This window comes from Methylobacterium sp. Leaf104, from assembly GCF_001422885.1.
Taxonomy (GTDB): Bacteria; Pseudomonadota; Alphaproteobacteria; order Rhizobiales; family Beijerinckiaceae; genus Methylobacterium.
This window is the reverse complement of record NZ_LMMZ01000041.1, coordinates 48,290-59,774: the sequence shown is the minus strand read 5'-3', so window position 1 is coordinate 59,774 and position 11,485 is coordinate 48,290. Positions and strand designations below refer to the sequence as shown.

The 11,485-nt window shown below is 68.2% G+C and carries 14 protein-coding genes; 2 read left to right on the top strand and 12 right to left on the bottom strand.

Annotated features, from left to right (window positions below; translation table 11 throughout):
- Window positions 1-76 precede the first annotated feature (76 nt).
- From ASF49_RS22130 to ASF49_RS24015, 3 genes are all read right to left on the bottom strand, one after another.
- The gene (locus tag ASF49_RS22130; protein ID WP_055959004.1) at window positions 77-472 is read right to left on the bottom strand and encodes a hypothetical protein; all 396 of its coding nucleotides are present in this window, start codon (window positions 470-472) and stop codon (window positions 77-79) included.
- Between the two features lie 286 nt (window positions 473-758).
- The gene (locus ASF49_RS22125; protein ID WP_055959007.1) at window positions 759-989 is read right to left on the bottom strand and encodes a GDCCVxC domain-containing (seleno)protein; all 231 of its coding nucleotides are present in this window, start codon (window positions 987-989) and stop codon (window positions 759-761) included.
- Between the two features lie 8 nt (window positions 990-997).
- A complete protein-coding gene (locus tag ASF49_RS24015) occupies window positions 998-1,435 on the bottom strand; it encodes a mercury transporter MerT (RefSeq protein WP_162238978.1) in 438 nt (145 codons plus the stop codon).
- 44 nt (window positions 1,436-1,479) lie between these two features.
- On the opposite strand from ASF49_RS24015, the gene ASF49_RS22115 reads away from it, so the two are divergent.
- Window positions 1,480-1,893, top strand: coding sequence for a MerR family transcriptional regulator (locus ASF49_RS22115; RefSeq protein WP_055959010.1), 414 nt, complete (start codon window positions 1,480-1,482; stop codon window positions 1,891-1,893).
- A 127-nt stretch (window positions 1,894-2,020) separates the two neighbouring features.
- Here ASF49_RS22115 and ASF49_RS22110 read toward each other — a convergent pair whose 3' ends face one another.
- From ASF49_RS22110 to ASF49_RS22085, 6 genes are all read right to left on the bottom strand, one after another.
- Window positions 2,021-2,998 (bottom strand): arsenic resistance protein, encoded by a 978-nt coding sequence (locus tag ASF49_RS22110; RefSeq protein WP_055959013.1) that lies wholly within the window; start codon window positions 2,996-2,998, stop codon window positions 2,021-2,023.
- Window positions 2,995-3,381, bottom strand: coding sequence for an ArsR/SmtB family transcription factor (locus tag ASF49_RS22105; RefSeq protein ID WP_055959016.1), 387 nt, complete (start codon window positions 3,379-3,381; stop codon window positions 2,995-2,997). Before ASF49_RS22105 ends, ASF49_RS22110 begins: the two co-directional genes overlap by 4 nt.
- A 113-nt stretch (window positions 3,382-3,494) precedes the next feature.
- Entirely contained in the window at window positions 3,495-4,667 is a 1,173-nt protein-coding gene (locus ASF49_RS22100) for an MFS transporter (protein ID WP_055959019.1), read from the bottom strand.
- Window positions 4,668-4,674: 7 nt separating this feature from the next.
- The gene (locus ASF49_RS22095) at window positions 4,675-5,970 is read right to left on the bottom strand and encodes an arsenic transporter (protein WP_055959020.1); all 1,296 of its coding nucleotides are present in this window, start codon (window positions 5,968-5,970) and stop codon (window positions 4,675-4,677) included.
- A gap of 36 nt (window positions 5,971-6,006) precedes the next feature.
- A complete protein-coding gene (arsC, locus tag ASF49_RS22090) occupies window positions 6,007-6,432 on the bottom strand; it encodes an arsenate reductase (glutaredoxin) (RefSeq protein ID WP_055959023.1) in 426 nt (141 codons plus the stop codon).
- Window positions 6,432-6,779 (bottom strand): ArsR/SmtB family transcription factor, encoded by a 348-nt coding sequence (locus tag ASF49_RS22085; RefSeq protein WP_055959026.1) that lies wholly within the window; start codon window positions 6,777-6,779, stop codon window positions 6,432-6,434. Before ASF49_RS22085 ends, arsC begins: the two co-directional genes overlap by 1 nt.
- Before the next feature lie 47 nt (window positions 6,780-6,826).
- Here ASF49_RS22085 and arsH point away from each other — a divergent pair, with 47 nt between their 5' ends.
- Window positions 6,827-7,579, top strand: a complete 753-nt coding sequence (gene arsH, locus ASF49_RS22080) for an arsenical resistance protein ArsH (protein WP_055959029.1) — start codon at window positions 6,827-6,829, stop codon at window positions 7,577-7,579.
- 517 nt (window positions 7,580-8,096) lie between these two features.
- Here the strand turns inward: arsH and ASF49_RS24920 are convergent.
- The 3 genes from ASF49_RS24920 to ASF49_RS22070 all read right to left on the bottom strand — a co-directional run bounded on the left by ASF49_RS24920 (window position 8,097) and on the right by ASF49_RS22070 (window position 11,354).
- On the bottom strand, window positions 8,097-8,450 hold the full coding sequence (locus ASF49_RS24920) for a DUF4376 domain-containing protein (protein WP_056251355.1): 354 nt from the start codon (window positions 8,448-8,450) through the stop codon (window positions 8,097-8,099).
- Window positions 8,451-9,049: 599 nt separating this feature from the next.
- Window positions 9,050-10,288 carry a hypothetical protein gene (locus ASF49_RS22075; RefSeq protein WP_055959032.1) on the bottom strand — a complete coding sequence of 413 codons (1,239 nt, stop codon included), beginning with the start codon at window positions 10,286-10,288 and terminating at the stop codon, window positions 9,050-9,052.
- 802 nt (window positions 10,289-11,090) lie between these two features.
- Window positions 11,091-11,354 carry a helix-turn-helix transcriptional regulator gene (locus tag ASF49_RS22070; protein ID WP_146180523.1) on the bottom strand — a complete coding sequence of 88 codons (264 nt, stop codon included), beginning with the start codon at window positions 11,352-11,354 and terminating at the stop codon, window positions 11,091-11,093.
- Between the last annotated feature and the right edge of the window lie 131 nt (window positions 11,355-11,485).

Below are 11,485 nucleotides of genomic sequence, written 5' to 3'. Positions count from 1 at the left end.
TTGTCTCCTGAACGCGATGGCGGGCCGCGCGTGGACGCGCGGCGTCATGCCGGCGCTCACGCCGGCGGCATCGGGTTCAGGCTCGGGGAGGCTCGGTGGGCGGCCCTTGCGAGAGGCTGTCGAAGGACGCGATGACGGCCCAGGTGGGTCCCTCGAAGCGGGCGACGCGACCCGGAAGTCCGAGGGCGACCGGAAGTCCGGTGGCGACCTTAGCCAGGCAAAGCGCCATCAGGGGGCAGCCCTTCGAGCAGTCGGGCATGTCCGGCCGCTCCTTGGGGCAGCACGGCATCTCGTCCATGGCCATCCCGGCCATGCCGTCCATGGCCTCGTCGGACATCGCCATGGCGTGACCGTGAACGCCCGTCGGCGCGCGCATGCCTGCGGCAGCCGCGGATGCGGTCACCGGCGCAAGGGCGAGGCTGAGGACCGCCAGGAGCGGGAGCAGCCTGCGAAGGGCGAGCCAGAAGGTCACCGTCCGACGATGCCACATCACAGACCGGCAAGGAAGGGACGGGACTACCGGACGCGCCAAGGGGATACGACGAGCGCGAGTTTCGCGATGACGGGCACGGGACGGAAGACGTAGGTGTCGCGCGACGACCGGACGCCCCGCGCCCGGGGACCCGGAGCCATGCACCCGAGGCTACCGGACGCGCTCCATCGAGCGTCGGATCGTGACCGGGAGAGGACGGATCGTCCAGCACGGCACCATGCCCGGACCGGGACCAAGCGGGTATGCCTCCTGTCCGGTCCGCAGCTCAGGAGGACCCCGAGCAGCAGGATGCGGACCCGCCGTTCTCGCGGGCTTCCTGGATGGGCGGACAGGGGACCTCGCCGAAGGAGCAGAAGACGCAGCAGTCGCCCGCCTTCGGGCGCAGGAGCGTGCCGCAGCCGGTGCACTCGTAGAAGAACTGGCAGGCGTCGGTCGGCATCGTCTCCGTCGCTCGATGACCGCAGTGCGGGCAGGTCAGGGTGGACCGAAGCTGCATCGTCCGCCTCACCGCATCGCCTTGAGCACGACAGGCTCAAGGTATGGTTCCCACGCGAGCGCCAAACCGACCAGCACCGTCCCAAGTCCCAGAAGGCCAGGGGTACGCCATGACGGCCCCATGCGAGCACATGGTTCGGCCATGTCGCATGCCGTCGCCCGGTAACGGAAGAACAGCGCCCAACCCATGAGGAGGGCCAGGGCGGCCCCGCCAAGCAGGATCGGCCGGATGCTAGCCAACATGGCCAATCCTCCGAAAACCGCCCCTGTCGCGCCGAGACCGGCAAGCGCCACCGGGAGGGCGCAGCAGGACGAGGCCGCCAGGGCACCCAGCCCGGCGACCGTGCCCAGCCCGGCGAACCAGCTTCCCGAGGGAATCGGCAGGCCGTCCCGCGGACGTGAGGCGGGTCTTGCGGGAGGCGCCATGGATGGTGTGTCGATCATCATCGTGCCACCCTGCATCCCGTAGCCACTACGGGATCAAGCGAAAAATGGCGAAGGGTGCGCGAGGTCTCTCCATAGGGCAGATCGCGGCGGCGGCCGGGATCAACCTGGAGACCGTCCGCTACTACGAGCGCATCGGGCTCATGCCGCCGCCGGCTCGCACGGAGGGCGGTCACAGGGCCTACGATCCTGCCCATGTCCGGCGCCTGGCGTTCATCCGTCAGGCTCGCGCATTGGGCTTCGGGATCGAGGACATCCGGACCCTGCTGGCGTTGGCCGCGCCCGGGCACCGGTCCTGTGGCGAGGTCCGGGACGTCGCAGCCGCCCACCTTGCCGAGGTCCGCGCCAAGCTCGCCCGTCTCGCGCGGCTTGAGCGCATCCTGAGCGACACCGTGGAGCGGTGCAGCGGCGCCCCGACGCCGGCCTGCCCGGTTCTCGATATGCTCGATGCACCGATGTGAAAGCCGGCCCATCCGACACCCAGCAGTGGAACGGGACCGCCGGTCGTCCTTGTCTTGGTCCCAAGAGGCCGGAAGCGGGTGGCGATGCGGGGTCACGCAGCCGCTCGTCCGTGGAACGACCGTCGACCTAGGCGTCGACCGGCGAGGATGCCGGGGCGCCGAACCTTGGCATGAGGCGGACGTAGATGAGTTCGCTGAGGAGCTCGACCAGCGTCTGCGTGACGATGACGGCGGGCAGGAGTGGCACGGCACCCGGAACCGCAAACGCCAGCGGCAGGACCACCAGGGAGTTTCGCGTGGCGGCGCTGAAGGCCAGCGTGCGGACGGTGGGGGCATCCAGGCGGAACGCGCGCCCGACCGCCCAACCCAGCAGCGGAGCCGCCACGGCGAAGACGACGTAGACGGGGACCACCCGCGGGGCGTCGTCCAGGGCGGGCCCGAGCTGGGGCAGGACGGACGCGATCACCACGAACAGGACGAGGGCCGTTGCCGGCACCGGCAGAAGCCCGAGCCCGGCGGCGATCCGCTGGCCGGTGCGGCTGCGTGCGGCCCAGATCTGCACGGCCGCAGCAAGTCCGAGGGGAACCGCGATGAGCCAGACGAAGGCGTGCACGAACGGACCGACCTGGACGAACCTGGCGGCGTCCTCGCCGAGGAAGACGTTGAGGTAGACCGGCAGCAGCAGCATCTGCGCGATCAGCAGCGCCGGGGTGGAGGCCAGCAGCACCTTGGCGTCCGCGCGGCCGAGGTGGGCGAAGGTGACAACGTAGTCGATGCACGGCGTGAGCAGGACCATGAGCACGCCCAGCCGCAGCATCGGATTGGCGGGCAGGAACTGGATCAGGCAGGCCACCAGGATCGGCAGCGCGACGAAGTTCGTGGCGAGGAGCGCCGCCAGGAAACGGACCCGCGTAAAGGCTTTCCCCAACTCGGGCAGGGGTACCTGGAGGAAGGTGACGAACAGCATCAACGCCAGGGCCGGGTTGATCCCGACGTCCAGGGCCGTGGTTCCGGGGACCAACAGCGCAACGACGACGGCCAGGCCGATGGCGGCGAAGTAGATCGGGATCTGGCGGCCTTCGAGGATGTCGCGCAAGGTGGTCATGCTTCCTCGCAGGCGATCCTGGGGGCTTGCTCGACCCGCTGGGGCCGTCCGGTGCATTTGGCGAACAGGTCGATGGCGCGGTCGCAGACCTCGCAGTGACCCTCGCAGCAATCGCGCATGAGGAAGGCGACGAGGTCGGACAGGGCCGGGAAGATCGCGCTGTAGATGATCGAGCGACCTTCGCGGCGGCTCTCGACGAGGCCGGCGTTCTCCAGGTGGTTGAGGTGGAACGAGATGCGCGGCGCCGAGGCACCTGCGATGGCCTCGGTGATGGCACCGGCGGCCATGCCCTTCGCCCCGGCGGTCACCAGCATGCGGATGATGCGTAGGCGGGTTTCCTGCGCGATGGCCGCGAAGCCGTCGAGCGCTTGCTTTTCCTGCACGACACTTAAACCGTTATGGAATCGTTTAAGCGTCAGTAGGCTCACGACGGGTCGGAGGCAAGGACCGGATCTGGACCGGATCACGGCGGACGTCCCAGGCAGCCTCCGCTTTCCTAGCTTCGCGGCCGGACACGCCAGAGCGATAGGGCAAGCGCAACGTTCGCCACGGCGAGCACGCTGAGCAGTGCATAGGTCGCGTCCGCGCCCGCGTGGGTCAGGACCAAGGCTCCGACGGAGGGTGCAAGCGCTTGGGCCACCAGCCCCGGGCGGGCGAGGCGGCCGACGAGCGCGGCGTAGCGTTCGGGACCGAACAGGGCCAGGGGCACCGTACCCCGTGCAATCGAGTAGATCCCGTTGCCGGCCCCGTAGAGGACCAGCGCCAGCCCGACCAAGGGTAGGCCGGCCGTCAGCATCGCGATCCCGAGGACCACCAGGACCATGGCGGCGGTCAGGGTCCAGAGGGGATGGTGCCGACCCTTGCCGGCCATCTCGACGATGCGCGCACCCACCTGTGCCGGTCCGATCAGGGCACCATAGGCGACGGCCGAGGTGAGAGCCACGCCACGGGCCTGGAGCAGGGTGATGAGGTGCACCGAGACCATGGCCATCACCGTGCCGCCGAGGGTCAGCACCCCTGCCATGAGGAGGAAGGCACGACGCTCCCGGCCATCGAGCCGGACGCCGGGGATCGCGCCTTCGGATCGCGTGACCGGATGCGCGGGGGGCCGGGGGATCGCGAGCAGGACGAGCGGCAGCGTGACCGAGAGGTGCAGCCCGGCATAGGCGAGGCAGGTCCCGCGCCAGCCGACCCGCTCGATCAGGAAGGCCGAGAGCGGCCAGCACACCGTGCTGGCGAAGCCGCCCCACAGGGTCAGGGTCGTGATGGCGGGCCTTGCCTCGGCGCCGTAGAGGCGCCCGAGCGTGGCGAAGGCGGGGTCGTACAGGCCGGTGCCCATGCCGAGGCCGACGAGGAGCCAGGCCGCGAGGTAAGCCGTGAGGTTCGGGGCAAGGGCAAGGCCCATGAGGCCCAGCGCCAGCGCGATGGCGGCGAAGGCCAGCACCGGCCGCCCGCCATGCTCCCCGATGAAGGCTCCCACCCGCGGCGAGACGAGGCCTGCGACGAGGAGGCCAAGGGACAGCCCTCCGATAACCCAGCCGAGGGGCCATCCCGTATCCTTCGACATCGGCGCGGCCAGCACCGACAGGAGGTAGAACGAGGAGCCCCAGGTCAGGATCTGGATCACGCCCAGGGCCGAGATCACGGGCCATCGGCGCGCCGGGGCCATCGGATCGCTACCGGGCCCCGAGAACGGGTAGCCAGACCGCCAAGGCCGCCAGGGTGACCAAGAGGACCGGTGGCGTGATGACCAGGCCCACCCGCATGTACTGGCCCCAGGTGATACGCTGGCCCTTGGTGTCGAGGACGTGGAGCCAGAGCAGGGTCGCCAGGCTGCCGATGGGCGTGAACTTCGGGCCGAGGTCGCAACCGATGACGTTGGCGTACACCATCAGCTCGCGCATCAGGGGCGACAGGTCCGGGGCCTGCTGGATGGAGAGCGCGCCGACGAGCACGCTCGGCATGTTGTTCATCACCGACGACAGGATCGCGGCGGCGACCCCCGTGCCGAGGGTGGCGACGAACGGACCGAAGCCCGAGAGCCGCACGAGGCCTTGCGCCAGGTAATCGGTCAGGCCGGCGTTCTTCAGGCCGTAGACTACGAGGTACATGCCGAGGCTGAACAGGACGATCTGCCAGGGGGCACCCGCGAGCACCTTGCGGATCGGGATGACGCGGCTTCGGTTCGCCAGCGCCAGCAGGACCAGTGCGCCGGCGCAGGTGACCACCGAGACCGGCACGCCGAACGGGGCCGTCATGAAGTAGGCCACCAGCAGCAGGGCGAGGAGCGGGAAGGCCGCCTTGAAGACAAGCGGATCCTTGATCGCGTGGCGCGGCGGTTCGAGCTCGGTCACCGGGTACGTGGTTGGCAGGTCGCTCCGGTAGAACAACCACAGCACCACCAGGGTCGCGGCCAGCGAGACGAGGTTCACCGGGACCATCACGGCGGCGTAGCGGCTGAAGGTGATGTCGAAGAAGTTCGCCGAGACGATGTTGACGAGGTTGGAGATCACCAGCGGCAGGCTGGTCGAATCCGCCACGAACCCGCAGGCGACGATGAAGGCCAGGGCCGCCGCCGGCTTGAAGTCGAGGCGCAGCAGGATGGCGAGCACGATGGGGGTGAGCAGCAGGGCCGCCCCGTCGTTGGCGAACACCGCCGCGATGGCGGCACCGAGGAGGATCACCAGCGGGAACAGCAGGTGCCCCCGGCCGCCGCCCCACCGGGCGATGTGGAGCGCCGCCCAGTGGAAGAAGCCGGCCTCGTCGAGCAGGAGCGAGATGATGATGAGGGCCACGAAGGTGAAGGTGGCGTCCCAGACGATGTGCCAGACCACCGGGATGTCCCCGGGATGGATGACCCCGGTGCCCAGTGCCACGGCGGCCCCGATCAGGGCGCTCCACCCGATGCCGAAATCCCGCGGCTGCCAGATGACGAAGACGAGGGTGACCACGAAGATGGCGAGCGCGAGCATCGGGACTGTTTCTTGTTCTTGGGGGTGTGGGTGGGGTCAGGCGGTAGCGACGCGGCGCCCGTGCTCGTCGACGACGCGCTCGCCATCCTCCTTGACGAACTCGCCCTGTTGGGCGGGAAGGAGGTCGAGGACCGCCTCGGAGGGCCTGCATAGGGCAACACCCAGTGGGGTGACGACCAAGGGGCGGTTCAGCAGGATCGGATGCTCGCCGATGGCATCCAGAAGCTGATCGTCCGTCAGGCTCGGGTCCGAGAGGCCGAGCTCGCCGAAGGGCGTTCCCTTCTCACGGAGCAGATCACGGACCTTCACGCCCGCCCGCTCGGCAAGCTGGCGCACCAGGGTCCGGTTTGGGGGCGTCTTCAGGTACTCGACCACGTGCGGCTCGATGCCGGCGTTGCGGATGAGGGCTAGGGTATTGCGGGACGTGCCGCAATCCGGGTTGTGGTAGATCACGACGTCCATCAGGTGGTCTCCGTGCAACAGGCGGCAAGGGCAGCGACAGCCGGGGCGCAGACCTCAGGGCGTCCCTGGCAGCAGTCGCGCATCAGGAACTGGATGAGCTCGGACAGGTCCGGGTAGGCGGCGCTGTAGATGATCGAGCGCCCCTCGCGCCGGGACGTGACCAGCCCGGAATGCGAGAGCTCCTTCAGGTGGAACGACAGGTTAGTGCCCGACACGCCGACCGCCTCGGCGAGCGTCCCGGCCGCCGTGCCGTCAGGGCCGGCGGTGACGAGCTGGCGCACGATACGCAGGCGATGCTCCTGGCCGAGGGCCGCGAAGGCCGCCACGGCTTGCCGTTCGTCCATCATGATGTCAATATCTCAACCATCGTTGAAACGTAGAGGAATGAAACGTCTTGGACAAGCCCCTGCAGCCCTTCGCCGATGGAATGCCGAACCTAAGCGAGGGGCATTTCGTGGTCCCGACGACCGACGCCCTGCACGTGAAGACACCGTTCACCCACGCCCCGCGCTTCCTGATCCTGTACGGATCGCTCCGTGAGCGCTCGTTCAGCCGCCTCCTCGCCTACGAGGCCGCGCGCCTGTTGGAGGCGATGGGCGGCGAGGTGCGGATCTACGACGCGCACGGCCTGCCGCTGCCCGACGACGCCACTGCCGATCACCCGAAGGTCCGGGAACTCCGAAACCTCTCGATCTGGTCGGAGGGCCACGTCTGGGTCAGCCCCGAGCGACACGGCGCCATGACCGGGGTCATCAAGAGCCAGATCGACTGGCTGCCGCTCTCGGAGGGTTCGGTGCGCCCGACGCAGGGGCGGACGCTCGCCGTGATGCAGGTCTCCGGCGGCTCGCAGTCGTTCAACGCGGTCAACAGCCTCCGCGTGCTCGGTCGCTGGATGCGGATGATCACCATCCCGAACCAGTCCTCGGTCCCGATGGCGTACAAGGAGTTCGACGAGGCCGGCCGGATGAAGCCGGGTCCGCTCTACGACCGGGTGGTCGATGTCTGCGAGGAGCTGATGAAGTTCACGCTCCTCACCCGCGAGCGATCCGACTACCTCGTCGACCGGTATTCGGAACGCAAGGAGCGCGAGCCCGAAAGGCTCAAGGCCGTCGCCGTCGACATCGGGTTCGTGAAGCGACCCTCCTGATCTGCACGTCCACGCCGACCTCTTCTACGCCATCGCCTCGCCCGGTAGGATAGCGATCCCTATTTCAAGGGCTCCACGACCGTAAGCACAAGAGTCTGAGCGCTGGGGCATGTCGGCCGCCACGATGGCGACCACGGGGGCCGTCTCGTCGGGGCGCCGACGATCGCGACGTGGACGGATCCTTCGCCAACGTCGACGGCGGTCAGCTTCACTAGGCTCAGCTGGAGCTTCCGCATGCCGCCTCGGTCAGCGAGGGGGACCGGACGGAGTGGAGCGTCCCCGAGACGTAGACGAGGTCGCCGACGTCCGTGCCCGGCGCGTCGGCCTCGGCGATGGAGGCGATCGGCTCCGCAGTCAGGAGCAGAAATTTCGCTAGGCATCACGTCCTCCTTGGCCTTGCGCCGAACGAACCCCGCCCAGGTCCGGACGGTCCCGTGCGTCGCTGTCTCCAGCACCGCCACTTCGGAGAGGGTCGACGCGGTCAGGGGGCGAGCGAGGATGGCCAGGAGTGGGATGGTCACGACGCCGCCTTCAAGACGATCGCGTCGACGTCGGCGAAGGCGCCGTCGACCTCCGCGGTGGTGATGGCGCCGGCGCCGATGCCGGCAGCGACCTGGTTGTAGACCGCCAGACAGACGCCAATATGCCTCCGGATCTGCAGGCTCAGCACCTTCAAGCGGTCGTTCGTGAGGGGCCGATCTACCCCGTCGGCGAACGTCCACGGGTCGCTGTCCTTCCGGGCGTCGAGCAGCGTCGCGGTGACCTCGCTTAGCGTGCGCGTCAGGGCCCGCTCGTTGACGGCGACCGCCCAGCCGTCCCACGTTGTGCCGCCCGCCTCGGCCGCTAGGTGCGCCTCGTATGCGTAGGCCAGGACAGCGGCCGCGTCGGGCGGAGCCGGAGCGTTCGGATCGAGCCAGGAGCCATCGGCCTGTTGGGCCTACCTGAGCCACAGCCAGGCGCCGACCGCGTCGCAGATGACGTCGAGGGAGAGACTAACCATGTAAGATAGCGTGGACCGGGGGCGTTAAGGGGGTGAACGTCACGTGGGGCCCTGAAACATAACACCCCCCGACCCCGAGGGCCGGAGGGTGCGCTCAGGATGTGGTGCATCGCGAGGACGACGGATACGTCGACAGTCTAGAATATACCCCACCGAACAGCATCGGACAAGCAAAAGAGGGCGAATAACGACGGTCTAGCAAGGGGTAAGCGGCGGTTCTAGACTTGGAACGACGGCGGTCCAGTAGGGGGTAGAGCCATTCCTACGACCCCCCCCGAGCGTCGACGGCCAGCCACATCCAGGGAGGGCGGCGCAGAGCGTCACGGTAGTGAGCTACACCGGGGAACGGGGCAGGCGGCAGCGACGGGGAAGGTAGCAGGGGGACGACGGCGGGATGACGACCTGCGGGGAACCAGGAGGCCCGGGCCCAAGGGTACAACGGGGGCCCAGGGGGCCATATGTGGAACCAATTACCCGATTATCGTTGAGGGAGAACGGGTTACAGCGCCGAGAACGCCCGTCAGGATTTCGTCCATCTTGGCCTCCATCCACGGGCCCTTGGAGGCCGGTACGATGAAGCTATCGTGGACGGGCAGGCAGGGGATGGACGCCTTCTCGCAGGCCTTGAGGACATCCACCGCCATGGCGCTGTCTACGGCCATGCAGCGGATCCCACGGTCTGCAGCGATGTCTGCGGCGATGGGGGTGTTCCGCGCCACGACGGCCTTGAGCAGGCCGCGGGTGTAGTCCCAGCCGTGCTCCCAGTCGTCCTTGTCCATAATGGCCGCCGCTGCCGCGTTCATGGTCTTCGCGTTCAAGGCGACGTTGAGGGCGAGCTTGCCCTCGTCACGGGGGAATGTCCCCGTGACGTAGGGATCGTGGCGCAAGACGTGACCACGGGCTGCGTAGAGGATCCGCGGATGGAGGGTGGCGAAGTCCGGCTCGAAGGCCGCCTCGCCGTTGATGAGGAGCTCCCGGCGGCGTCCCTTGGGGAGGTTCTGCCACCATCCGTAGAGCCGGCCATGGCGGTCCCAACGGCCACGGCCGAACACGCGGTAAACCTCGGGGCTCGGGGTCGGGACGACGCTGGCCCACGTCCCCTTCTCCTTGCGGTCGTTGCGGGCTCGGACAACGCGCGTGGCGTGCTCCCACCCGTTGCCCGTCGGCATCGTGACCGAGACCTTGCCGAGGTAGGCATTGATGCGGTCGAGCTCGGCCTCCAGGCGTCGCGTCTGACGTGTCGGGTCGTAGCCGATGACGTCGCCGGCCTCGTCCTTGAGGATGAGGCGGCAGCGACGCGTCTCGTACTCGAAGGGCGCGTCGCGGAAGGCGTGGACGAGGTCGGGGGTCGCACGCAGGCGGCTCTGCATCCCGGTGGAGAGGTGGTCGCCAGGGCGGGCCCGGACCTCCTCGATCAGCCCGAGCTCGACGAGTTCAGCCACGGCGGCGAGCACGCGGTCGTAGGTGTAGGGCAGGCCCATGTACCGCGATTGACCGGCGTAGAACGCCTTGCGGCGCGAGTAGCTGACCCAGCGATCCTCGCCGGGCGCCATGTCGGCCGCGATGCACGCGGCCGCGAGGACGCTGCGCCTGGCGACGTCCTGCCTGCGATCGGGGATGTCGGGGATGCCGGCGGCCGAGAGGATGTTCTCCGGGATGCGCCAGTGGAAATCGAGGGCGCGGTCGCGCGCCTGTGCCGTGTTGAGCATGTCGTATCCATCGACACGTCAGGCACCACACCGCCGTGTCGGGACCGATGATCCGCTCGACATTAGCCTTAGTCTATGGGTATGTGCTTTGGAGATCCGCTGATATACTTCGCGAGACCAGTAGTTCAACCGCCCCGACGGGGTGCATGATCTCACGGGGGTAAAGCATCGATTTCAGCCTCGCCCACGGCCTAACTTCGAGGCACCGGAGGATTCAGCCAACGAGCCCCGTGGACGGCTCCACGGGGCTCTAATGCGGTCGAAAATTTATTTGTGCTCGCATGCGGCCGTCGCCTGATGCCGTGAGGACATATCGAATCCGCGAACAGCTTGGTGAGCTGGTGGCTCGAACTCCTAACCCGATCGGGGTCTACCCGACGACCTCGCGGCGGCCCTGGAGCGGGCCCTGTCGGCCGTGAAGCACATCGACGCCGGTAGGATCGGAGCCGAGGCGTGATGCCCAGTGACCAGGCGTTCCTACTCACCTTCGCAGGCCTGCTGCGAGTCGGCATCCTCGCCGACCCTGTCCCGACCTACCGGGCATGCCGATCGGCTTGCGCCGCCCTTGGGGACGCATTCGTGCCCGTTGACTACACCTGACCGATTCGCGCGGTCCGCTTAGTCCACGAGGAGGATTGGGAGAGTCGGCTGAGGGTCACCCCAACCGCGGCCGCCGTGCGGGCAACGCTGGCGAGCGAGGGCGTGGAGAGCGTCCTGGCACGGTGGGGCGGGCGCTACCGAGGCAAACTCATCGCGGCAGCGAACCGCGCCGCGCGCAGGTCACCGCCCGCCAGACATCCCCTTACGTGGCCGGGATCGGGGGCACGTCCGGAGGCGTCGCCTGCGTGTAGGTGACGGTCTGCACCGTGTAGTCGGGCGTGCCTGAGAAGCTGATGCCCAAGCCGGCGTAAAACCCCATCACGGAGTGGAGCGCGCTCAGGGACGACTTCCTCATCTCGACGGCGACCATGGTCCTCTGGGACAGGCCGACGCGTCGGGAAATTTCGTCCTGCGTCAGGCCGACGAGGGTCCGCGCGGCGCGCAGCTGCATTGGGGAGGGATACACGACGAGGCACTCCGAGCCGGATTCGATGGAAGGCCATTATCACCAAAGCGCCCGAAACGTGCAATGACGGCACATCGACTCGCGTTCTCAGAAGAAGGTGATATCCTCCGATTCGTGCCGACATCGCCGGA